The sequence below is a fragment of the Caulobacter sp. FV1ye6ST genome, from assembly GCF_058681225.1.
The window spans coordinates 1,066,388-1,088,900 of the sequence record NZ_CM178733.1 but is presented as its reverse complement, the minus strand read 5'-3'; the positions used below and the strand labels follow the sequence as shown (position 1 = coordinate 1,088,900).

At 64.7% G+C, this 22,513-nt stretch carries 15 protein-coding genes, 3 tRNA genes, 3 rRNA genes and 1 pseudogene; 6 read left to right on the top strand and 16 right to left on the bottom strand.

Going from position 1 to position 22,513, the window contains the following annotated elements:
* Nucleotides 1-65: 65 nt before the first annotated feature.
* On the bottom strand, nucleotides 66-1,013 hold the full coding sequence (locus ACW175_RS05350; RefSeq protein ID WP_492103589.1) for an acetamidase/formamidase family protein: 948 nt from the start codon (nucleotides 1,011-1,013) through the stop codon (nucleotides 66-68).
* Between the two features lie 230 nt (nucleotides 1,014-1,243).
* On the opposite strand from ACW175_RS05350, the gene ACW175_RS05345 reads away from it, so the two are divergent.
* From ACW175_RS05345 to ACW175_RS05330, 4 genes are read left to right on the top strand one after another with little or no spacing between them, the layout of a single operon-like run.
* On the top strand, nucleotides 1,244-1,462 hold the full coding sequence (locus ACW175_RS05345; protein WP_492103588.1) for a hypothetical protein: 219 nt from the start codon (nucleotides 1,244-1,246) through the stop codon (nucleotides 1,460-1,462).
* Nucleotides 1,459-2,853 (top strand): AtzE family amidohydrolase, encoded by a 1,395-nt coding sequence (locus tag ACW175_RS05340; RefSeq protein ID WP_492103587.1) that lies wholly within the window; start codon nucleotides 1,459-1,461, stop codon nucleotides 2,851-2,853. The genes ACW175_RS05345 and ACW175_RS05340 overlap by 4 nt, the downstream gene beginning before the upstream one ends.
* Entirely contained in the window at nucleotides 2,850-3,266 is a 417-nt protein-coding gene (hpxZ, locus tag ACW175_RS05335) for an oxalurate catabolism protein HpxZ (protein ID WP_492103586.1), read from the top strand. The genes ACW175_RS05340 and hpxZ overlap by 4 nt, the downstream gene beginning before the upstream one ends.
* A gap of 10 nt (nucleotides 3,267-3,276) precedes the next feature.
* Nucleotides 3,277-4,245 (top strand): nucleoside hydrolase, encoded by a 969-nt coding sequence (locus tag ACW175_RS05330; protein WP_492103585.1) that lies wholly within the window; start codon nucleotides 3,277-3,279, stop codon nucleotides 4,243-4,245.
* Here the strand turns inward: ACW175_RS05330 and guaD are convergent.
* The 5 genes from guaD to uraH are packed head-to-tail and all read right to left on the bottom strand — an operon-like array spanning nucleotide 4,242 to nucleotide 10,654.
* Nucleotides 4,242-5,525 (bottom strand): guanine deaminase, encoded by a 1,284-nt coding sequence (guaD, locus tag ACW175_RS05325; protein WP_492103584.1) that lies wholly within the window; start codon nucleotides 5,523-5,525, stop codon nucleotides 4,242-4,244. The two genes, ACW175_RS05330 and guaD, sit on opposite strands and share 4 nt — an antisense overlap.
* Nucleotides 5,512-6,525, bottom strand: coding sequence for a xanthine dehydrogenase accessory protein XdhC (gene xdhC, locus ACW175_RS05320; protein WP_492103583.1), 1,014 nt, complete (start codon nucleotides 6,523-6,525; stop codon nucleotides 5,512-5,514). Before xdhC ends, guaD begins: the two co-directional genes overlap by 14 nt.
* Nucleotides 6,518-8,860, bottom strand: a complete 2,343-nt coding sequence (gene xdhB / locus ACW175_RS05315; RefSeq protein ID WP_492103582.1) for a xanthine dehydrogenase molybdopterin binding subunit — start codon at nucleotides 8,858-8,860, stop codon at nucleotides 6,518-6,520. Before xdhB ends, xdhC begins: the two co-directional genes overlap by 8 nt.
* On the bottom strand, nucleotides 8,853-10,307 hold the full coding sequence (gene xdhA / locus ACW175_RS05310) for a xanthine dehydrogenase small subunit (RefSeq protein ID WP_492103581.1): 1,455 nt from the start codon (nucleotides 10,305-10,307) through the stop codon (nucleotides 8,853-8,855). The genes xdhB and xdhA overlap by 8 nt, the downstream gene beginning before the upstream one ends.
* The gene (gene uraH, locus ACW175_RS05305; RefSeq protein WP_492103580.1) at nucleotides 10,307-10,654 is read right to left on the bottom strand and encodes a hydroxyisourate hydrolase; all 348 of its coding nucleotides are present in this window, start codon (nucleotides 10,652-10,654) and stop codon (nucleotides 10,307-10,309) included. Before uraH ends, xdhA begins: the two co-directional genes overlap by 1 nt.
* 423 nt (nucleotides 10,655-11,077) lie before the next feature.
* Between uraH and ACW175_RS05300 the strand changes: the two genes are divergently transcribed.
* The gene (locus ACW175_RS05300; protein ID WP_492103579.1) at nucleotides 11,078-13,366 is read left to right on the top strand and encodes an NADP-dependent malic enzyme; all 2,289 of its coding nucleotides are present in this window, start codon (nucleotides 11,078-11,080) and stop codon (nucleotides 13,364-13,366) included.
* A 201-nt stretch (nucleotides 13,367-13,567) separates the two neighbouring features.
* Here the strand turns inward: ACW175_RS05300 and ACW175_RS05295 are convergent, their stop codons facing one another.
* The 8 genes and pseudogenes from ACW175_RS05295 to ACW175_RS05260 form a co-directional block, all read right to left on the bottom strand.
* The gene (locus tag ACW175_RS05295) at nucleotides 13,568-13,762 is read right to left on the bottom strand and encodes a cold-shock protein (RefSeq protein ID WP_233206781.1); all 195 of its coding nucleotides are present in this window, start codon (nucleotides 13,760-13,762) and stop codon (nucleotides 13,568-13,570) included.
* A 138-nt stretch (nucleotides 13,763-13,900) separates the two neighbouring features.
* Nucleotides 13,901-14,104: pseudogene (locus ACW175_RS05290) on the bottom strand (cold-shock protein); the annotation flags it as partial.
* 250 nt (nucleotides 14,105-14,354) lie between these two features.
* Nucleotides 14,355-14,431 (bottom strand) — tRNA-Met (locus ACW175_RS05285).
* Between the two features lie 62 nt (nucleotides 14,432-14,493).
* Nucleotides 14,494-14,608 (bottom strand): 5S ribosomal RNA (rrf, locus tag ACW175_RS05280).
* A 115-nt stretch (nucleotides 14,609-14,723) separates the two neighbouring features.
* Nucleotides 14,724-17,512, bottom strand: a 23S ribosomal RNA gene (locus ACW175_RS05275).
* A 290-nt stretch (nucleotides 17,513-17,802) separates the two neighbouring features.
* Nucleotides 17,803-17,878, bottom strand: a tRNA-Ala gene (locus ACW175_RS05270).
* 67 nt (nucleotides 17,879-17,945) lie between these two features.
* Nucleotides 17,946-18,022 (bottom strand) — tRNA-Ile (locus ACW175_RS05265).
* A 189-nt stretch (nucleotides 18,023-18,211) separates the two neighbouring features.
* Nucleotides 18,212-19,697 (bottom strand): 16S ribosomal RNA (locus tag ACW175_RS05260).
* Together the 16S, 23S and 5S rRNA genes with 3 tRNA genes alongside form the textbook arrangement of a ribosomal RNA operon.
* Nucleotides 19,698-20,726: 1,029 nt before the next feature.
* Here ACW175_RS05260 and ACW175_RS05255 point away from each other — a divergent pair.
* A complete protein-coding gene (locus tag ACW175_RS05255) occupies nucleotides 20,727-21,158 on the top strand; it encodes an RrF2 family transcriptional regulator (protein ID WP_492103578.1) in 432 nt (143 codons plus the stop codon).
* 155 nt (nucleotides 21,159-21,313) lie between these two features.
* On the opposite strand, the gene ACW175_RS05250 is transcribed toward ACW175_RS05255, so the two are convergent.
* Together ACW175_RS05250 and ACW175_RS05245 are read right to left on the bottom strand one after the other, a co-directional pair.
* On the bottom strand, nucleotides 21,314-21,745 hold the full coding sequence (locus ACW175_RS05250; RefSeq protein ID WP_492103577.1) for a CBS domain-containing protein: 432 nt from the start codon (nucleotides 21,743-21,745) through the stop codon (nucleotides 21,314-21,316).
* A 56-nt stretch (nucleotides 21,746-21,801) separates the two neighbouring features.
* Nucleotides 21,802-22,452 (bottom strand): rhomboid family intramembrane serine protease, encoded by a 651-nt coding sequence (locus tag ACW175_RS05245; RefSeq protein ID WP_492103576.1) that lies wholly within the window; start codon nucleotides 22,450-22,452, stop codon nucleotides 21,802-21,804.
* Nucleotides 22,453-22,513 lie beyond the last annotated feature (61 nt).

Sequence of the window (22,513 nt, the reverse complement as noted above, 5' to 3'; positions counted from 1 at the left end):
GCGACTTCAGCGTTTCCGGACCATCAGGACCCAGTCCTGTGCCAGTTTGGCGCGGTCGTTTCGTTCTAGAACAACAGTCCCTTGGCCAACAGCGCGTGGACGCCCTTCTCGCCGTTGACGGTCTGGGTCACGCGGAAGTCCACGGCCAGGGAGCAGAACTGATAGGCTTGCACGCGGCTCAGGGGCGAGCGGGCGGTGATGAAGTCAATCGTCTGGCGCAGGGCCTGCTTCATGGCGAGGTCGAGATCCTCGTTGAAGCCCATCAAGATGTAGTGGGTCGGCGTTTCGGCGCGCGGCCATTCGAAGGGTTCCCCGGCCTTGTGAAGTACGAAGGTGAAGGTCCCGGTCAGGCCCATCTCCAGGGCGTTGACGCAGACCTCGCCGTCGCCCTGCCGGCCATGGCCGTCGCCGACCGAGAAGTTCGCCCCCGGAACCCACACCGGCAGGAAGAGGGTCGAGCCGGCGACCAGCTCCTTGTTGTCCATGTTGCCGCCATGCTCACGGGGCTCGCGGCTGGAGAGGCGGCCGTACTTGGCCGGCGGGGCGACGCCCATGGTGCCGAAGAACGGCGCCAGCGGCAGTTCGGGGCCCCACTCGGGCTTGCAGGTTCCCGCCGCGCGATCGACGGCGATGTGGCTGACATAGCGCTCGGGAAAGTCCTCCGGCAGGGTGCCGGCCAGGGGACGGACAGCGCAGTAGCCCCAGTCGTTGTTCGGCTCGATCGCCTCGATCCGCACCTCCAGCGTGTCGCCCGGTTCGGCGCCGGCGATGGCGACGGGGCCGGTCAGGATGTGCGGACCGATCCTCGGCGGATTGCTGTCGTGGATCGCCCGCAGCGCCGGCGGCACGACGAGAGGCGAACCCGGCGGCGGCATGACCTCGACCCCGCCCGACACACACTCGAAGGTGACGCTGTCGCCCGAGTTCACCGTCAGCACGGGATCGAAGGCCGCGTCGAACATGCCGAAGCGGACGGTGTCGGGGGTGGAAGCCAGCCGGTGGTGCGTCATCAAGTAAGTTCCTTCTTACAAGCACATCTCGCGTCGGCGGGGGCTCGGCGGCTAGGGCTGACGGGCGCCGCGAGACGCGATCGTCCCTGCCTGCTCGCGACGCGGGCGATCGGACGCCACGATGGCGCGGGCTTGGGCGATGCGCCCTTCCGGGGTCGGCGGGGCTGGCGACTCCCGCGAACACGGGTGTATGAAGTTTTTTCTTACTTGCTGCCTTTCGAGGGGGAGACCGCATGGCGTTGGACGCGGACACAAAGGCCTTCCTGGACCTCAAGGATCCTGAGATCGCGCCGTGGACGGCCGCCCGCGCCGCCGCGCGCGATCTGGTCCTGTCGCCGGACGTCCTGCCGACCGTGATCGACAATGTCGCCCTGCTGCGCACCCAGGCGTCGCTGTTCGTTTCGGCGCTCGGCGACCAAGCCGGCGAACCGTCGGAGACCTTCCAGCCGTGAGCTTCTGCAGCGTCGTCGAGATCGCCGGCGAGGTCCGCGCCGGCCGCGTCACCGCCCGGGCCGTGACCGAGGCCACCCTCTCGCGCATCCAGCGCCTGGACGGGGGGATCAACGCCTTCACCGCCGTGACCGCCGAGCGCGCCCTGGCCGCCGCCGAAGCGGTCGACGCCGAGATCGCCGCCGGCCGTCCTGTCGGTCCGCTGGCCGGCGTGCCCGTGGCGGTGAAGAACCTGTTCGATCTGGAAGGCCTGCCGACCTTGGCCGGCTCGAAGATCCGCCGCGACTCCGCCCCGCCTACCCGCGACGCGACCCTGGTCCAGCGCCTGACCACCGCCGGCGCGATCCTCGTGGGCGCGCTGAACATGGACGAGTTCGCCTACGGCTTCGTCACCGAGAACGCCCATGACGGGCCGGTCCATAACCCGCATGACCCTACCCGGATCGCCGGCGGCTCGTCGGGCGGCTCGGCCGCAGCCGTGGCGGCGGGGCTGGTTCCCCTGACACTGGGCTCGGACACCAACGGTTCGATCCGCATCCCGGCCAGCCTGTGCGGCGTCTTCGGCCTCAAGCCGACCTATGGTCGTCTGTCGCGCCAGGGGGTATTTCCGTTCGTCGAGAGCCTGGACCATGTCGGTCCGTTCGCCCGGTCGGTCGAGGACCTGGCCCTGGCCTATGATGTTCTGCAGGGGCCCGATCCCGAAGGTGATCCCATCTGCCTCCGCGACGCCGAGCCGCTGGCCGATCGCCTCGACGAGCTGGCGGAACGTCCCTTGCGGGTCGGCGTGCTGGGCGGCTGGTTCCAGCAGGGCGCTTTCCCCGAGGTGCTCGAGGCCCTTGGCCGTGTCGGCTCGGCGCTGAAGGCCGACGACCTCGTCACCTTGCCGAACGCGGTCGCCGCCCGGGCCGCGGCCTTTTGCCTGACCGCCTTCGAGGGGGGAGAGCTGCATCACGCCGACCTGGCCGCCCGCGCCATGGACTACGATCCGGCTGTGCGCGACCGCCTGCTGGCCGGCGCCCTGCTGCCGGACGGCGTCCACGAAGCCGCCCAACGCTTCCGCACGGTCTTCCGCGACGAGGTTCGCGAGGCCTTCCAGCGCTGCGATATCCTTCTGGCGCCCTCGTCGGTCTGCCCCGCTCCGCCGATCGGCCAGGCGACCATGGAGATGGACGGCGTACCCGTCTCGGTGCGCAAGAACCTGGGCGCCTTCACCCAGCCGATCAGCTATATCGGCCTGCCCGTCGTGGCCGCCCCCGTGAACCGTCCGGGCCAACTGCCCATCGGCGTGCAGATCATCGCCCCGGCCTGGCGCGAGGACCTGGCCTTCGCCGCCGCCCTGCGCCTGCAGCGCGAAGGCGTCGTGGCCGCCCATCCCCCGAAGGGCGCCCTATGATCGTCAACGATCCCGCCGTGCTGGCCGAGGTGACGGCTGTGGTCGACGCCTATGAGGCGGCGCTGATGAGCAACGACGTCGAGGCCCTGGACGGCGCGTTCTGGAACTCTCCCCACACCGTGCGTCTGGGCGTGGCCGAGAACCTGTGGAGCTTCGACGAGATCGCCGCCTTCCGCGTCGGCCGGGCCGGCGGCTCGCCGCCGCGCACGCGGCTGCGGACCGAGATCACCACCTTCGGCGCGGACTTCGCCGTCGCCCATGTCGAATTCCGCCGCGACGACAGCGGCAAGATCGGTCGCCAGAGCCAGACCTGGATCCGCACCGAGGCCGGCTGGAAGGTCGCCTCGGCCCACGTGTCCCTGATGCAAGGCGGGGCCGACCAGCGCCTCGCTCCAGAACAAGAAAAGCGCTAGAGCCTCCGCCATGAACGCCACGACCCCGACCAAGATCATTTTCGACACCGATCCCGGCATCGATGACGCCATGGCGCTGCTGTTCATCGAGGCGAGCCCCGCCCTCGAGCTGATCGCGGTGACGACCATCTTCGGTAATTCCGACATCGACACCACGACACGCAACGCGCTGTATCTGAAGGACCGCTTCGGCCTGACGGCCCCGGTCTACAAGGGAACCGACAAGCCGCTGACCCGGCCGCGCAACCCCTCGCCGACCTTCGTGCACGGCGAGAACGGCCTGGGCGATGTCGAACTGACCGGCCTTGTCGCCGCGCGGCCGGAAGCCAAGCCGGCCCACCAGGCGATCATCGACCTGGCGCGCCAGTATCCGGGCGAGGTCGTGCTTTGCGCCGTCGGTCCGCTGACCAACCTGGCCCTGGCGCTGAAGGCCGATCCCGAGGTCGCCACCCTGCTGAAGTCGGTCGTCATCATGGGCGGCGCGTTCGGCGTGGCCGGCAAGCCAGGCAATGTCACCCCGGTGGCCGAGGCCAATATCTGGAACGACCCGGAAGCCGCCGACCAGGTGTTCACCGCCCCCTGGAACCTGACCGCCGTCAGCCTGGACGTGACCACCCAGGTGGTGATGTCGCCGGACTATATGGACGCCTTGGCCGCCACGGGTAGCGACGCCGGGCAGTTCCTGAACGCGATCTCCAAGCCCTATGCCGCCTTCTACGGCGGCCGCGACGGCATCGTCGGCTGCTGCGTGCACGACGCCGCCGCGGTGGCCTTCGTGATCGATCCGACGCTTTTCAAGGTGCGCCGCGGTTCGGTGCGCGTGGTGACCGAGGGCGTGGCCCTGGGTCAGACCTGCCAGGCGCCGGAAGGCGAGCTGTTCGGCCCGTCAGCCTGGGACGATCAGCCGATCCAGGCCGCGACGGTGGCGGTGGATGGGGCGCGGTTGTTGAAGCTGTATGCGGAGACGATGGGCGCTTAGCGCCTGTACCGCTCCACGCCCGCCAGATAGGTCCGGGCCACCACCCGGTCATCGCCCAGCACGGTCAGCGCGAAGAGCTTGTTCTCCAGGCTCTTCGCCCCGGCCAGTCGACGCGCCAGCAGCGGCGTCGCGGCTAGGTCCAGCACCAGGAAGTCGGCCTCCTTGCCTGGCTCCAGATTGCCGATCTTGTCGCCCAGATCCAGCGCCCGCGCCCCGCCCAGGGTCGCCAGGTATAGGGCGTGGAACGGATCCAGCGCGTCGCCCCGCAGTTGGCCGACCTTGTAGGCCTCGCCCAGGGTGTGGAGGATCGAGAAGGTCGTGCCGGCCCCGACGTCGGTGCCCATGCCGACCTTCACCCCGTGCGAACAGGCCTCCTCCAGTGGGAACAGGCCCGACCCCAGGAACAGGTTCGACGTCGGGCAGAAGGCCACCGCCCCGCCCTTGGCCGCCAGCCGCCGGAACGCGTCGCCCTTCAGGTGGACGCAGTGGGCGAAGACGGACCGTTCGCGCAGCAGGCCGAAGCCGTCATAGACGTCGAGATAGTCCTTGGCCTTCGGAAACAGGCGGGCCGTCTCCTTGATCTCGTGGATGTTCTCCGACAGGTGGGTCTGCATCCAGATGTCGGGATGCGCCTCCAGGACCTCGCCGGCCATGGCCAGCTGTTCGTCGCTACAGCTGATCGCGAAGCGCGGGGTGACGGCGTAGCCGAGCCGCCCCTTGCCGTGCCAGTCGGCGATCAACTGCTCCATGTCGGCGCGACTGCTCTCGACCGTGTCGGTCAAGCCGTCCGGCGCGTTGCGGTCCATCAGCGCCTTGCCGGCGATCAGCCGCATGTCGCGCGCATAGGCCTCGGCGAACAGGGCGTCGACCGAGACCTTGTGCACCGAGCCGAACACCAGCGCCGTCGTGGTGCCGTTGCGCAGCAGTTCGTCGATGAAGAACGCCGCCGCGTCGGTCGCGTGCTTGGGATCGGCGAAGGCCGCCTCGGCCGGGAAGGTGTGCTGCTCCAGCCAGTCCAGCAGCTGCTTGCCGTGGGCGGCGATGACGTCGACCTGCGGGAAGTGGATGTGGGTGTCGATGAAGCCCGGCGTGATCAGATGGCCCGTCAGGTCATGCAGCTCGGCGTCGCCCAGCCACGGTGACAGCTCGGCATAGGCGCCGCAGCCGGCGACGCGGCCGTCCTCGACCAGCAACAGGCCGTCCTCATGGAAGGCCACGGCCTCCGCGTTCTTGGTCGGATCATCCACCAGGTGGAGGATCGACGCCCTATAAGCCTGCACTGGCGCTCTCGTCGTTTCGAATGCGCGCCGCTTCCTGGCGCATCAGCAGGTCGGCCGCCACCGAGACCGCGATTACCTCCGGCGCCTTGCTCTTCAGCTGCGGCAGGCCGATGGGACTGGTCAGGCGGGTCAGCACCGACTCCGAGAAACCATCGTCTCGCAACCGGCTCATGAACCTAGCGCGCTTGGTCTTCGAACCGATGACGCCGAAGAAACAAAATCCGCCCCCCGCCAGCCCGGCCGAGACCAGCGCGTAGTCCAGGGCGTGGTCGTGGGTCAGGACGAGGCCGTAGGCGTCGGGGCTGGCGCCCATGGCCTTCGCGGCCACCTCGGCGGGCGCCAGCACCGTGACGCCGGGGATGTCGGCGGTTTCGGGTCGGGTGTCGTACCAGGCGAGACGAAAAGGCAGCGGCTCGAAGGCCTTGGCGATGGCCTGCCCGACATGGCCGGCGCCGAACAGCAGCAGCGGCGGACGCGGCGCATCCGCGCGCTCGACCATCACCTCGCCCAGGTCCGGTCGGGCTCCGCGCGCGGTGGCGGGCGCATCGCCGAACGAGACCGCGGGGCCCGCGCCATCCGTGGCCAGGATCGGCGCGACCATCTTGGTCAGCAGGCCAGGGTCGAAGCGGGTGCGAACCTCGAACGGCTGGGCCGCGTCCATCCGCTTGGCGGCGTCGGTCAGCCAGTCGCGGCTGTTGTCGTTCAGGCGCTCCAGGAACAGGCGCACCCGGCCGCCACAGCATTGGGCCAGCAATGGGCCCAGCGGATAATCCTGGATCGCGAAATGGGCCTGGCCGGCATCGAGCATCCGCCGGGCCTGGTCGGCGACGCGATACTCCAGATTGCCGCCGCCGATCGTGCCCGACTGTCCGCCGCGCCAGACGACCATCTTGGTCCCGGCCTCACGCGGGGCCGAGCCCTCGGTAGCCAGCACGGTGACCAGGGCCGCCTCGTCGTGGACGTCGAGGCGAGCCAGGGCGGCGCGAGCCCAGTTACGCATCGGCCGCCCTCGCTCGCACGTCCTCGCAGGCCATCAGGATCGCCTCGGGCGTGGCGGGCGCGTCCAGTTGAGGAAACACTCGGTAGTCGCCGACGCTGGCCACGGCATGGTTGATCGCGCTGTAGACCGAGATCGCCAGCATCAGCGGCGGCTCGCCCACGGCCTTGGAGCGGTGCACCGTCGCTTCGACATTGCGGCCGGCCTTCCACAGGCGAACATCCAGGTGCGCCGGTCGGTCGCCGATGGTCGGGATCTTGTAGGTCGACGGCGCGTGGGTCCGCAGGCGGCCTTGCGCGTCGTAGACCAGTTCCTCGGTCGTCAGCCAGCCCATGCCCTGGATGAAGCCGCCTTCGATCTGGCCCAGATCGATGGCCGGATTCAGCGACTTGCCGACGTCGTGCAGGATGTCGGCCCGGGTGACCTTCATCTCGCCGGTCAGGGTGTCGATCAGCACCTCGCTGCATGCCGCGCCATAGGCGAAGTAGTAGAACGGCCGGCCTGTATGCGTCGCGCGGTCGTAGTGGATCTTGGGCGTGGCGTAGAAGCCGGTCGCCGACAGCGACACCCGCGCCAGATAGGCCTGGCGGGCGAACCAGCCGAACTCGAACGTCTCCGCGCCGACCCGAACGCCGTCTGGCGTGAAGGCGATTTCGTGTGGCGCGACGCCCCACTTCCCAGCCGCGAATTCGACCAGCCGCGCCTTGATCGTCTCGGCCGCGTTCAGCGCCGCCATGCCGTTCAGGTCCGCGCCCGACGAGGCGGCGGTGGCTGAGGTGTTGGGCACCTTGTCGGTCACGGTCGCGGTGATCTTCACCCGACCGATCTCGACCTGGAAGGCGTTGGCGACGATCTGGGCGATCTTGATGTTCAGCCCCTGCCCCATCTCGGTCCCGCCGTGGTTCAGCATGATCGAGCCGTCGGCATAGAGGTGGATCAGCGCGCCTGCCTGGTTCAGGTGGGTGGTGGTGAACGAGATCCCGAACTTCACCGGCGTCAGGGCGATGCCCTTCTTCAGCACCGGGCTGGTCCGATTGAACGCCTCGATCTCGCGGCGACGGGCCTCATAGGCGCAGGAGGCGGCCAGCTCGTCGATCAGCTGCGGCGCGACGTTGTCCTCGACCACCTGGTGGTAGGGCGTCAGGTCGCGACCCTCGCCGCCATAGAGGTTGCGGCGACGCACCGCCAAGGGATCGAGGCCGGTGGCGGCGGCGACCGCGTCCATCACCCGCTCGATGGCCAGCATCCCTTGCGGCCCGCCAAAGCCCCGGAAGGCCGTGTTCGAGACCGTGTGGGTCTTGAACCGGTGCGACAGGATCTCGACCGCCGGCAGGAAGTAGCTGTTGTCGGCGTGGAACATCGCCCGGTCGTTGATCGCCATCGACAGGTCGGTCGTCGCCCCGCAGCGCGACGCGAGTTCCAGCGACAGCCCGGTCAACCGGCCGTCGTCGTCGAAGCCGACATCGTAGGCGACTTCGAAGTCATGCCGCTTGCCGGTCATGACCATGTCCTCGTCGCGGTCCGGCCGGCACTTGGCGGCGCGGCCGGTCTTCACCGCGACCAGGGCGGCGGCCGCGGCGAATAGCGAGGCTTGGGTCTCCTTGCCGCCGAAGCCTCCGCCCATGCGGCGGACCTCGACGGTGACGGCGGTGTGCGGCCGATCCAGCACGCGGGCGACCAGGTGCTGGACCTCGCTGGGGTGCTGGGTCGAGGACCAGATGTGGACATCGCCGTCTTCGCCCGGCGTCGCCAGCGCGACCTGGCCCTCGAGATAGAAGTGGTCCTGGCCGCCGATCGCGAACCGGCCCTGGACGCGGCGCGGCGCCGTCGCCAGCGCGGCCTGGGCGTCGCCCCGCGCCATGCGCTGGCTGGCCTCGATCTTCAGGTCCATCGCGCGCGCGGCGGCGATGTCGACGGCGACAGGCAGGTCTTCGTACTCCACCACGGCCCGGCCGACGGCGGCGCGGGCGGCGGCGATCGAGGTGGCGGCGACGGCGAACAGGCTCTGGCCGACGCAATAGACCTCGCCATCAGCGAAAAGCTTGTCGTCGTGGAGGACCGGACTGACGTCGTTCTCACCGGGAATGTCTCTGGCCGACAGCACCAACACCACGCCCGGCGCGGCGCGGACGGCCGACAGGTCCATCTTCATGATCTTCGCGTGCGCCTGGGCGCTCATGCCGAAGGCCACGTGCAGCAGGCCAGCCGGCTCGGGCATGTCGTCGATATAGACCGCCGAGCCCGCCACGTGTCGGGCCGCGCTGTCGTGCGGCAGCGGTGCTGAGACGCCTTGGAAAGCGGCGCTCTGAACGGGAGTGGTCGCGGCGGAGTCAGCCATGAGCGCTCTCCGGAACCACGCGGGTTTCCGAAGCAGCGCCCTGGCTCTCCAGGAACACCTTGCGCAGCATGTTCCTGGCGGTCAGCGACCGGTAGGCGGCCGAGGCGCGCATATCGCTCATCGGCGCGTAGTCCGTATCGAGCGCGGCCATGGCGGCGGCAATCGTCGCCTCGCTCCAGGGCTGCCCCACCAGCGACGCCTCGCAGGCCTTCGCCCGCTTGGGCGTCCCGGCCATGCCGCCGAACGCGATGCGCGCGTCGGTGACGACGCCGCCCTCGACCGCCAGCGAGAACGCCCCGCACACCGCCGAGATGTCCTGGTCGAAGCGCTTGGACAGCTTGAAGACCTTGAAGATCCGGCCGGCGTCCAGGCGCGGCGCGATCACCGCCTCGACGAACTCGCCCGACCGGCGGTCCTGCTTGCCGTAGTCGAGGAAGAAGTCCTCCAGCGGCATCTCGCGCCGCGCCTGGCCCCGCCGCAGAACGAGCGTCGCCCCCGCCGCGATCAGCGCCGGCGGCATATCGCCGATCGGCGAGCCGTTGGCGATATTGCCGCCGATCGTGCCGCTGTTGCGCACCTGGGTGGAGCCCAGTCGACGCATCATGGCGCCGAGATCCGGATAGAGCCTGGCCACCGCCTCGATGGCGTCGACATAGCGAACGCCGGCGCCGATGCGCAGGCCTTCGGCGGTGTCCTCCAGCACTTTCAGCTCAGCGACCTCGGACACGCTGATCAGGGTCGGCAGCGGACGCCGCTGCTTGGTGACCCACAGCCCGACATCGGTGGCGCCGGCCACGATCGTCGCCTCTGGATGCTCCAGATAGGCCTGGGCCAACTCGTCGACCGTGCGCGGCGACAGCCACGTTCGGGTGACGCCGTGAATCTCGTCCTCATAGCTGAGACTCAGCATCGTCTCGTCACGCACCGCCGACAGATCGACCGCCGGCGCCGCCTCGGCCGCCACGCCCTTGGCGACCTCGATGATCGGACCATAGCCTGTGCAGCGGCAGAGGTTCCCGGCCAGCACCTCGCCGACCGGCGCGGACGCGCCCTTGGCCGCGATCGCACGGCCGTAAAGCGACATGACGATGCCCGGCGTGCAAAAGCCGCACTGCGAGCCGTGCTTGTCGACCATGGCCTGCTGCACCGGATGCAGCGCCCCGCTTTTGGCCAAGCTCTCGACCGTCAGTAGCGCCTTGCCGTGCAGCATGGGCAGGAACTGGATGCAGCTGTTGACCGCCCGCCAGGAGATGCTCCCCTCTGGGCCCTCGCCGTCGGCCTCGCCGACCAGCACCGTGCAGGAGCCGCAGTCACCCTCGGCGCAGCCCTCCTTGGTCCCTGTCCGACGCAGCGGGCCGCGCAGGTGCTCCAGAAGGGTCGTCGTCGGGTTGGCGCCGCGCACCTCATGCGCCTCGCCGTCCAACAGAAAGCGGATCGTCTCGCCCATCAGCTGCCCCGGTAGGTGGAATAGCCGTACGGCGAGACCAGCAGCGGCACGTGCCAGTGCTGCTCGACATTGGAGACGGCGAAATCGATGACCACCACGTCCAGGAACGGCGGGTCGGTGACGGGCGGACCGGAGGCCGCGAAATGCGCGCCGATCGCGAATTCCAGACGGTAGGCGCCGACCTTCAGGTCCTCGCCGGCGACAAGCCGCGCACGGCCGTCGGAATCCGTGCGGAATTCCGCCAGCAGCGAAAGGTCGGAGCCCTCCCGTCGCGACACGCGGACCGCGACATCGGCCGCCGGCTTGCCGGCCGCCTGGTCGAGGATATGTGTCGTCAGTCCGCTCATGCTCCGCCCTCGGATCTCATTGCCGAGTCGATGCTCGGTCGCTCGGGGCGCCCTGTCCAGCACCATGCCCCTTCGGGCCGCCCGGGAAGGAAGAGCGCCGAGGAACGGGGCGGACGGCGCCCGAAGCACAGGCACTATATAATAGATTTATTACTTATAAGAGCTGGAATTGCGCCGGAACGCACGCGCCGACTGGTACCGCTACCAACAAAAATCGCGTGTGAGGCGGCGAAGAGTTGGAATTGCCGAGCCAACACCGCTAGCAAAGGTTCCGACGCTTCGCAGTGAGATGAAGCCGCTGGCGCCTGTCCGAAAGTCAGGCGCCGATCAAAAACCAAGACGCGTGACGGCCGCCGAAGCCGATATCCCCTTCGGCCGTCACGCTTGCCAACGCGCCGCGCAGGCCGCCCAGAGGAACGATCTATGGACGAGGATTTCCGTAAAGCCGCCCTGGACTATCACCGTCTGCCGCGGCCCGGGAAACTGGCTATCGAGGCCACCAAGCGCATGGCCACCCAGCGCGACCTGGGCCTGGCCTACTCCCCCGGCGTCGCCGCGCCCTGCGAGGCCATCGCCGCCGATCCCGACAAGGCCCGCGACTACACCGCGCGCGGCAATCTGGTGGCCGTGATCTCCAACGGCACCGCCGTGCTGGGCCTGGGCAATATCGGTCCGCTGGCCAGCAAGCCGGTGATGGAGGGCAAGGCCGTCCTGTTCAAGAAGTTCGCCGGCATCGACGTCTTCGATATCGAGGTCGACGCCGACGATCCCGACCGCTTCATCGAGGTGGTGGCGGCGCTGGAGCCTACCTTCGGCGGCATCAATCTCGAGGACATCAAGGCCCCCGAGTGCTTCATCATCGAGCGCACGCTGCGCGAGCGGATGAACATTCCGGTCTTCCACGACGACCAGCACGGCACCGCCATCGTCTGCGCCGCCGCCGTCCGCAACGCCCTGCTCGTCCAGGGCAAGATGCTGAAGGACGTCAAGCTGGTCACCTCGGGCGCGGGCGCGGCGGCCCTGGCCTGCGTCGACCTGCTGGTCTCGATGGGCCTGCCCGTCGAGAACGTCACCCTGACCGACATCAAGGGCGTCGTGTACGCCGGTCGCGACGACGACATGCTCGACAACATGGCCCGCTATGCGCGCCAGACCGACGCTCGCACCCTGTCCGAGGTGATCGCCGGCGCCGACATCTTCCTGGGCCTGTCGGCCCCGCGCGTGTTCAAGGCTGAGTGGCTGCCGCTGCTGGCGCCGAACCCGCTTATCCTGGCCATGGCCAATCCCGAGCCGGAAATCCTGCCCGAACTCGTCTACGCCGCCCGCCCCGACGCCATCATGGCCACCGGCCGCAGCGACTACGCCAACCAGGTCAACAACGTCCTCTGCTTTCCCTTCATCTTCCGCGGCGCGCTGGATGTCGGCGCCAGCGAGATCAACGAGGCGATGAAGGTCGCGGCCGTCGAGGCGATCGCCGAACTGGCTCGCGCCGAGGCTTCCGAAGTCGTGGCCACGGCCTATGGCGGCGTCGCCCCCGTGTTCGGCGCGCAATATATCATCCCCAAGCCGTTCGACCCGCGCCTGATCCTGCAGATCGCGCCGGCCGTCGCCAAGGCGGCCATGGACAGCGGCGTGGCCACCCGGCCGATCACCGACTTCGAAGCCTACCAGGCCGAGCTGGAGCTGTTCGTCTACCGCTCGGGCCAGCTGATGCGCCCGGTGTTCGAGCGGGCCCGCAAGGCCCCGGTCAAGGTGGCCTATGCCGAGGGCGAGGACGAGCGCGTGCTGCGCGCCGTCCAGACCGTGGTCGACGAAGGCCTGGCCCACCCCGTGCTGGTCGGCCGCCGCGAGGTGATCAAGGCCAAGGTCGCCGAGATGGGCCTGCGCCTGGACCTCGGCGGCAAGGTCGAGATCGTCGATCCCTACACCGACAGGGATCTGTTCGGGCCGCTAGTCGCCGACTACCAGAAGCTGGTGGGTCGGCGCGGCGTGCCGCCGACGGCCGCCGAACGTCGTGTCGAGGGTCGCCGCACCGTGGCCGCCTCTATGCTGCTATCGTCGGGCTATGTCGAGGCGGCCCTGGTCGGCGGCAGCGGCGACTGGTGGCAGCACATGACCTACGCCCTGCCGATCATTCCGCGCCGCGAGAACGTCAGCCGCGTCTACGCCCTGTCGACGCTGATCCTAGACAACGGCACGCTGTTCTTCTGCGACACCCATGTGAATGTCGATCCGACCGCCGAACAGGTCGCCGAATGCACCCAGCTGGCGGCCGAGGCCGTGCGACGGTTCGGCCTGACGCCCAAGGCCGCCCTGCTCTCGCATTCCTCGTTCGGCGCCAGCAACTCGCCGACCGCCCGCAAGATGCGCGAGGCCCTGGCCATCCTGCGCGAGCAGGCGCCGGATCTCGAGGTGGACGGCGAGATGCACGCCGACGCCGCCCTCAGCCAGCACCTGCGGGATCGCATGGTCGCCGACAGCCCGCTCAAGGGCTCGGCCAACCTGCTGGTCATGCCGACGCTCGACGCGGCCAACATCGCCCTGACCCTGCTCAGCGCCGCCACGGAGTCTCTGCTGGTCGGCCCGATCCTGCTGGGCATGAGCAGGCCGCTGCACGTGCTGGTGCCCAGCGTCACGGCGCGCGGCATCGTCAACCTGACGGCGCTCAGCGTGAACCAGGCGGCGTCGGAGCGGGCGCGCCCGGCAACCTGACGGCCAACCTCGACCACGTCCGGAATATTGAAGGGCCGCCCATCTAGGGCGGCCTTTTTCATGATCGGATGGCGCCAGGAAGGCCTCTGCTGAAGCTTGTCCAAGACGCCGAAAGGCCCCGTCCGACGTTTACCGTCGGCGGGGCCCCTCAAAAGTGTCTGAAAAGGCCGTCCGTCCGGGCGGCCCTTTCGCGAGCGCGTCTTAGAGGATGCGCAGGTTGCCGGCCGAGGTCTTGCCCGAGCGGCGGTCCTGTTCAAGCTCGTAACCGACTTGCTGGCCTTCGTTCAGGCCGCGCAGGCCGGCGCGTTCCACGGCCGAGATGTGCACGAAAATGTCGCCACCGCCGTTGTCCGGCTGGATGAAGCCAAAGCCCTTGGTGGTGTTGAACCACTTCACGACGCCCGTGCCGGCTTCACCGCCGCCACCGCCACCGCCGCCGTAGCCGCCGCCACGCGGGGCGTCGAAGCTGCGCGGCGGACGCGCGCCACCGGGACCACCACGCGCGCCACCGGCCGGCACGGCGCCTTGGCCCGTGACGCGCAGGTTGCCGGCCGAGGTCTTGCCCGAGCGACGATCTTCTTCCAGCTCGTAATTGACCTGGTCACCTTCATTCAGGCCCGCCAGGCCCGAACGTTCAACCGCGGCGATGTGGACGAACACGTCCTGGCCGCCGTCCTCGGGCTGAATGAAACCAAAGCCCTTGGCCGGGTTGAACCACTTAACGACACCGTTCGCCATATTATCCTCAAACACCTCAATCGACGGGCTGATAGTCGGCCCGCGTCCTTCCGACGGAAGTCATGACGCAAAACCGCGCCATGCGCTATGGGCTTTGAACGGAGAAAATCGGCTGTAAGGCGGCGAAGTCCACAAAAATTCGCGCTTCAGGCGGCGAGCGTTGCGTTTATGCCACCGGTGATTGCACGTCTAGGTACAAAAAAGCCCTATCCGCGCGCGGACAGGGTGTGTGGTGTTACGGTATAGGCCTTGGGTGCGGGGACAGGATTTGAACCTGTGACCTTCAGGTTATGAGCCTGACGAGCTACCGGGCTGCTCCACCCCGCGTCAGGGTGTTTCGAGATTGTGATGCAGGGTTTTGGACTTGGGGTTTGATATCCTTTTGGCGGACCTGGCGGCGACCTACTCTCCCGCGCCTTGAGACGAAGTACCATTGGCCCAGGGGGACTTAACGACCGAGTTCGGAATGGGATCGGGTGGGGAACCCCCGGCAAAGCCACCAGGTCAGCGAAAAGGATATCACTCATCCCTCAGGGATCACGCCCGTTGGGATGAGGATTGTGAAGAAGACATCAGTGTCTGAAGTAGAGCCATGCGATTGCATGGGTTTGACTGAAGAACGATCAAGCCTATCGAGCTATTAGTACCGGTAAGCTCCATGCGTCGCCGCACTTCCACACCCGGCCTATCAACGTGGTGGTCTTCCACGGCTCTCAGCGAGACCTTGTTTTGAGGTTAGTTTCCCGCTTAGATGCTTTCAGCGGTTATCTATTCCACACTTAGCTACCCTGCTGCACAGCTGGCGCCATGACAGGTCCACCAGAGGTGTGTCCATCCCGGTCCTCTCGTACTAGGGACAGATCCTCTCAAGTCTCGTACACCCACGGCAGATAGGGACCAAACTGTCTCACGACGTTCTGAACCCAGCTCACGTACCACTTTAATCGGCGAACAGCCGAACCCTTGGGACCTGCTCCAGCCCCAGGATGTGATGAGCCGACATCGAGGTGCCAAACTTTGCCGTCGATATGGACTCTTGGGCAAAATCAGCCTGTTATCCCTAGAGTACCTTTTATTCGTTGAGCGATGGCCCTTCCACGCAGGACCACCGGATCACTATGGCCGACTTTCGTCTCTGCTCGACTTGTCAGTCTCGCAGTCAGGCGGGCTTATGCCATTGCACTCGACGACCGATTTCCGACCGGTCTGAGCCCACCATCGCGCGCCTCCGTTACACTTTGGGAGGCGACCGCCCCAGTCAAACTGCCCGCCACGCCATGTCCCGGACCCGGATAACGGGCCGCGGTTAGACGTCAACAACAATAAGGGTGGTATTTCAAGGATGGCTCCACCGAGACTGGCGCCCCGGTTTCATAGCCTCCCACCTATCCTACACATGTTGTTGCTAACGCCAAGGCGAAGCTGCAGTAAAGGTTCATAGGGTCTTTCCGTCTGACCGCGGGAACCCCGCATCTTCACGGGGAATTCAATTTCGCTGAGCCTGTGCTGGAGACAGTGGGGAAGTCGTTACGCCATTCGTGCAGGTCGGAACTTACCCGACAAGGAATTTCGCTACCTTAGGACCGTTATAGTTACGGCCGCCGTTTACCTGGGCTTCAATTCAGAGCTTGCACCCCTCCTTTTAACCTTCAGGCACCGGGCAGGCGTCAGACCCTATACGTCGCCTTGCGGCTTCGCAGAGCCCTGTGTTTTTGATAAACAGTCGCTACCCCCTGGCTTGTGCCACTCTCATCTGGTTGCCCAAAAGAGAGTCACGCTTATCCCGAAGTTACGCGTGCAATTTGCCGAGTTCCTTCAGCACAGTTCTCTCAAGCGCCTTGGTATACTCTACCTGCCCACCTGTGTCGGTTTCGGGTACGGTCTCCGTTGGAGTTATTTCCAGGGACCTGTTCACTGCCGGGAGCAATCCAATAAGCCCCGACAATTTACCAGATCCGTCACTTCCAACTGGTTCAGGAATATTCACCTGATTCCCATCGACTACGCCTTTCGGCCTCGCCTTAGGGGCCGACTAACCCTGCGCAGATTAGCTTTACGCAGGAACCCTTGGGCTTTCGGCGAGAGGGTCTCTCACCCTCTTTATCGCTACTCATGTCAGCATTCTCACTTCCGATACCTCCAGCAAGGCTCACGCCTCACCTTCATCGGCTTACGGAACGCTCCGCTACCGCGTGCACAGAGTGCACACCCATACCTTCGGCGACTGGCTTAAGCCCCGTTACATTTTCCGCGCAGGTTCGCTTGACCAGTGAGCTGTTACGCTTTCTTTAAATGATGGCTGCTTCTAAGCCAACATCCTGGTTGTCAAAGCAAACCCACATCGTTTCCCACTTAGCCAGTACTTGGGGGCCTTAGATGATGGTTAGGGTTGTTTCCCTTTTCACGACGGACGTTAGCACCCGCCGTGTGTCTCCCGGATAGTTCTCTTGGGTATTCGGAGTTTGATTAGAATTGGTACAGCTCGCGCCGCCCGCATCCATTCAGTGCTCTACCCCCCAAGGAATACGTCCGAGGCACTACCTAAATAGTTTTCGCGGAGAACCAGCTATGTCCAGGTTTGATTGGCCTTTCACCCCTATCCACAAGTCATCCGAGAATTTTTCAACATTCACCGGTTCGGACCTCCAGTAAGTGTTACCTTACCTTCATCCTGCTCATGGATAGATCACCTGGTTTCGGGTCGTCATGCGACGTACTTATTCGCCCTATTCAGACTCGCTTTCGCTGCGCCTACACCTAACGGCTTAAGCTTGCACGGCACATGAAGTCGCTGACCCATTATACAAAAGGTACGCCGTCACCACGCTCGGTGGCTCCGACTGCTTGTAGGCTTCCGATTTCAGGATCTGTTTCACTCCCCTTGTCGGGGTGCTTTTCACCTTTCCCTCACGGTACTTGTTCGCTATCGGTCATTGAGGAGTACTTAGGCTTGGAGGGTGGTCCCCCCATGTTCAGACAGGATTTCACGTGTCCCGCCCTACTCGAGTCTGTCGCTATTTGACGCTTACGGGGCTATCACCCACTATGGCTGTGCTTCCCAGCACATTCAGCTTTATGTCACGACAGCATTGGCCTGGTCCCGGTTCGCTCGCCACTACTACGGGAGTCTCGGTTGATGTCCTTTCCTCCGGGTACTGAGATGTTTCAGTTCCCCGGGTTTGCTTAATGGAGCCTATGTATTCAGCCCATTATACCTCTTCTGATCAACCAATCCTGGCCCTGCCCGAAGGCAAGACTAAGTTGGGTGACCATAAAGGTGGGTTTCCCCATTCGGAGATAGCCGGATCAAAGGGTGCTCGCGCCTCCCCGGCTCTTATCGCAGCGTGCCACGTCCTTCATCGCCTCTCAATGCCAAGGCATCCGTCAGAAGCCCTTATGCGCTTGATCGTTCTCAGCAAAACCCATGCCTCTTGAGACCTAGCCGCATCGCGCGGGAAGGCCTCGAGCATGAGCTCTACCTTTAGTCAGACAATGATGTCTTCTTAAGTCCATCCTTAAACCAGGTCCGTATCCCAGGGGTGAGCTACGGTTGGCGGAGGAACCCTGCCTTCACAATGTCATTTCGCAACTGGCTCAAGAGCCAGCGCAAACTTGATCATCCTCGATCGCGATTTTCCCAACCCTACCAGCTAGCCTCGCTCAAGCAGCGAAGCGGTAGCGAGGATTGCGAGGAAAAATGGTGGAGCCAGACGGATTCGAACCGACGACATCCTGCTTGCAAAGCAGGCGCTCTACCAACTGAGCTATGGCCCCTCACACTCGGTGTGAGTTGCTTGCCCAGCGGGGAACTGGTCGGTTGCGGATCCGTAGGATGGAAGAGTGGTAGGCCCGATAAGACTTGAACTTATGACCTCACGCTTATCAAGCGTGCGCTCTAACCAACTGAGCTACGGGCCCATAGGCCGCTCAGATCAGATCAGACAACAGTCTGACCCGCTCCAGGGCTCGCGATCGTGTCCTGAACCTCGACGGTCCAGAACAAGTGGAAAGAGAAACGAAGACGGCGGCGATCCGCTCATTTGTGTGCGTCTAGCGCACTAATTGGAGCTTCAATAGCCTCGTGAGAGGCTGGAGAAGCATCCTTAGAAAGGAGGTGATCCAGCCGCAGGTTCCCCTACGGCTACCTTGTTACGACTTCACCCCAGTCGCTGACCCTACCGTGGTCGCCTGCCTCTCTTGCGAGTTAGCGCAGCGCCTTCGGGTAAAGCCAACTCCCATGGTGTGACGGGCGGTGTGTACAAGGCCCGGGAACGTATTCACCGCGGCATGCTGATCCGCGATTACTAGCGATTCCAACTTCATGCTCTCGAGTTGCAGAGAACAATCCGAACTGAGACGACTTTTAGGGATTGGCTCCCCCTCGCGGGATTGCAGCCCTCTGTAGTCGCCATTGTAGCACGTGTGTAGCCCACCTTGTAAGGGCCATGAGGACTTGACGTCATCCCCGCCTTCCTCCGGATTAACTCCGGCAGTACGATTAGAGTGCCCAGCCAAACCTGATGGCAACTAATCGCGAGGGTTGCGCTCGTTGCGGGACTTAACCCAACATCTCACGACACGAGCTGACGACAGCCATGCAGCACCTGTGTCCCAGTCCCCGAAGGGAAAGCCAGATCTCTCTGGTGGTCCGGGCATGTCAAAAGGTGGTAAGGTTCTGCGCGTTGCTTCGAATTAAACCACATGCTCCACCGCTTGTGCGGGCCCCCGTCAATTCCTTTGAGTTTTAATCTTGCGACCGTACTCCCCAGGCGGAGTGCTTAATGCGTTAGCTGCGTCACCGACATGCATGCATGCCGACAACTAGCACTCATCGTTTACGGCGTGGACTACCAGGGTATCTAATCCTGTTTGCTCCCCACGCTTTCGAGCCTCAGCGTCAGTAACGGACCAGTATGTCGCCTTCGCCACTGGTGTTCTTCCGAATATCTACGAATTTCACCTCTACACTCGGAGTTCCACATACCTCTTCCGTACTCAAGACTGCCAGTATCAAAGGCAATTCCAAGGTTGAGCCCTGGGCTTTCACCTCTGACTAAACAGTCCGCCTACGCTCCCTTTACGCCCAGTAATTCCGAGCAACGCTAGCCCCCTTCGTATTACCGCGGCTGCTGGCACGAAGTTAGCCGGGGCTTCTTCTCCGGGTACCGTCATTATCGTCCCCGGTGAAAGAATTTTACAATCCTAAGACCTTCATCATTCACGCGGCATGGCTGCGTCAGGCTTTCGCCCATTGCGCAAGATTCCCCACTGCTGCCTCCCGTAGGAGTTTGGGCCGTGTCTCAGTCCCAATGTGGCTGATCATCCTCTCAGACCAGCTAAGGATCGTAGCCTTGGTGGGCCTTTACCCCACCAACTAGCTAATCCTACGCGGGCCGCTCTAATGGCGATAAATCTTTCCCCCGAAGGGCTTATCCGGTATTAGCTCAAGTTTCCCTGAGTTGTTCCGAACCAAAAGGCACGTTCCCACGTGTTACTCACCCGTCCGCCACTAATCCCGAAGGATCCGTTCGACTTGCATGTGTTAGGCCTGCCGCCAGCGTTCGCTCTGAGCCAGGATCAAACTCTCAGGTTGAGTTGACATTGACATCAGACTTCCAGTCCCGGGGGAAAACCCAGAACCAGGTATCTGGTTTGCATAGTATCTTGACGAGTTCCCAATCACATCGATGAAATGAAAACCGAAGTTTCCAGTCCATGATATTCATGGTGTCTTCAAGAGACCGCATTTGTCAGCGTCGAAGGTAGACCTAAAGTCTACCGCCAGAGCGCCGCCGCCTGCGTTTCTCTTTCCAAATCAACAATGTCAAAGACCCGAACCGCCGGAGCGACCGCACCGTTTAGCGCCCGGTGTCGGCGGAGGCGGCTATCTAGCGAACCTCGAATTCCGTGTCAAATCGTTTTTTTCAAAACTTTCCGACCTCACCGCCAACCAACCCGGAGGTCTTCGGCAGAGCCGGCAGCTTCTAAAGAAACCACCGAAACCAGTCAAGCACTTATCTCAAAAGAAACAAAAACTAGACCAGTCCGAAATACTCAAAAGCCCCGAAGAACTCCTTAGCATTTCTTGGAGGGCGGCTTCTAACGAAGCAGAACTCCCAGGTCAACCAACCTTTTCACTTTTGTTTTCTTGGAGGCCAGAGCCACTTCAGAGCGCAAAAGGTGACCGAGGCGCGCCGCTAGGAGCGCCGTAAGTCAGAAGAGATTCGATTGAGGCTGCGGAACTTAGCGATCCACTTTCCAAAACGCAAGCCCCGAAGGCCAAGGTTTCGTCCGGTGGGCCGTGGCCCCGAAGCGAGGGGCGGCTTCTAGAGGCCCATTCCCGACCCGGCAAGCGGGGAATCGCGGATTCATCCCCAGACCGACCATTCCCCTGTGCACGAACGATGTGATCCAGGACTTGCACGAGCCCCAAGCCTCCCTCAGAAGGCTGAGCACTTCGAGCCTGTCCGTTTCGGGTGACCCATCCGAAACGGATAACAGGCTCGATCGCGTTAGATTGAGAGCGTGGCGGTCGCCGAGACCGGCATCACCTTTCGGCTACAACGCTCTCCAGGGCGCCGCCTCTATATATAGGCGCGCTTACATAAGGTGACCGGCGTCCATGTTGTCTCAAAAGGCCCGCTACGCCCTACGCGCGATGATCGAACTGGCGCGCGCGGATACCCAGGTGACGGCTGGCGAGCTGGCCGAGCGCGCCGACGCTCCCCGCAAGTTCCTGGAAGCCATTCTCCTGTCCCTCTCGCGCGAGGGCCTGGTGGCCAGCCGGCGCGGCAAGTTCGGCGGCTATGTCCTGGGCCGCCCGGCGCAGGACATCAGCTTCGCCGAGATCATTCGACTGGTCGACGGCCCTCTGGCCCTCGCGCCCTGCGTCAGCCGCACCGCCTTCCGCCGCTGCGAGGACTGCAGGGACCTAGTCACCTGCGCGCTGCGCGAGGCCCTGCTGCGAGCTCGCGACGCCACGGCCGCGGTGCTGGAAGGTTACAGCATCGCCGACGCGGCCCAAGGCGCCGGCGCCGAACTGATCGAGGGCTGATACTCTCTCTATAGAGGCATGCTCTATAGAGCCATGGAGACGCGCAGCCGCGATCTCGATCGTCGCTCAACCAGGATGGGCCGCCAGACGACCGCCCCCCCTCCAGGGCAGGCGGCCATGTTCGACGGTCTCGCGGCGTAGAGGGACCCGCCGGCTCAGCCGGCGGCGATATAGGCCTTCAGCCCCTCGGCCTCGGCCTGGGCCTCATTGATCTTGTACTTCACGAGGTCGCCGATCGAGACGATCCCGGCCAAACGCCCGCCCCGGATCACCGGAAGATGTCGAATCCGACGATCGGTCATGCGCTCGAGCAGGGCGTCGATCGTTTCGTCCGGCTGGGCGAAGACTACGCTGGTGCTCATGCAGTTGCTGACCGGCTTGGCCAGCGCGGCCGCGCCTTCCTTGGCGATGGCCCGAACGATGTCGCGCTCCGAGAGGATGCCCACCACGGCTTCCTCTGCGTCGACCACCACCATGGCCCCGACACGTCTTGTATGAAGCAGAGCGGCCGCCGCGCCGATGGTCTCCTGTGGGAAGGCCGTGAACACGAGATCACCCTTGTCTTTCAGGATCTGAGAAACCAGCACCGCGCCTCTCCCTTATGGTTTTTAGGGAACAAGGGTCTCGCAAAGAGACCGTGCGATCAATCAGTTTCCGGCGTTCGCGGCTGAACACCGGCCCAGCGGGCGAACGGACCAATCAGCAGGACGCCGACGACGAAGCCCACCAGGTGCGCCTCCCAGGCCACCGCGCCGGCGCCCATGGTCACAAGGCTGCCCGTCACGGCCATCACAAGATTGACGATCAGCCAGCCCAGGCCGAGCGACAGGACGCGCGGCCCAAGGATCGGCCCGATACGTCCTTCGTAGTCCATGGTCCGGGCGGCCGCGCCCATCAGGGCCGAGACGGCGCCGGACGCGCCGATCACCGCATTGGCGCTGTCGGGGTGTATGACGGCATAGCCGACACCGGAAAGCGCGCCGCTGACTATATAGAAGAGGCAGAATATTCCCCCTCCCCGGCCGTTTAGTCCCAGCAGCCGGGCCACGGGAGCGCCGAAGGCCAGGGCGAACGCACTGTTCATCAGGGCGTGAACCCAGCCGCCATGCACGAACATCATGGTCACGGGCCCGGTCCAGGCGCCGTTCCAGAAGTCGCGCGGGACAAGGGCCAGGGACTCGATGGTCGCATCGCTGGCGCGCAGCAGCAGCATATGCGGGAGCAGGATCGAGGCGGCCGCCAACAGGGCGGGCCAGGGCGCGTTGAAGATTGGCTCGGGACGCTGCTCGCTCATGACCACCTATCTAGGGCGTCCGACGGCGATTCGAACCGCCGCTCAGCGCTCCGAACAGCGC

Coding starts and splice junctions, on each gene's coding strand:
- ACW175_RS05345 (WP_492103588.1), top strand. CDS start 1,244: ATGGCGTTGGACGCGGACACAAAGGCCTTCCTGGACCTCAAGGATCCT.
- hpxZ (WP_492103586.1), top strand. CDS start 2,850: ATGATCGTCAACGATCCCGCCGTGCTGGCCGAGGTGACGGCTGTGGTC.
- ACW175_RS05330 (WP_492103585.1), top strand. CDS start 3,277: ATGAACGCCACGACCCCGACCAAGATCATTTTCGACACCGATCCCGGC.
- xdhC (WP_492103583.1), bottom strand. CDS start 6,525: ATGCGTAACTGGGCTCGCGCCGCCCTGGCTCGCCTCGACGTCCACGAC.
- xdhB (WP_492103582.1), bottom strand. CDS start 8,860: ATGGCTGACTCCGCCGCGACCACTCCCGTTCAGAGCGCCGCTTTCCAA.
- xdhA (WP_492103581.1), bottom strand. CDS start 10,307: ATGGGCGAGACGATCCGCTTTCTGTTGGACGGCGAGGCGCATGAGGTG.
- uraH (WP_492103580.1), bottom strand. CDS start 10,654: ATGAGCGGACTGACGACACATATCCTCGACCAGGCGGCCGGCAAGCCG.
- ACW175_RS05300 (WP_492103579.1), top strand. CDS start 11,078: ATGGACGAGGATTTCCGTAAAGCCGCCCTGGACTATCACCGTCTGCCG.
- ACW175_RS05255 (WP_492103578.1), top strand. CDS start 20,727: ATGTTGTCTCAAAAGGCCCGCTACGCCCTACGCGCGATGATCGAACTG.
- ACW175_RS05245 (WP_492103576.1), bottom strand. CDS start 22,452: ATGAGCGAGCAGCGTCCCGAGCCAATCTTCAACGCGCCCTGGCCCGCC.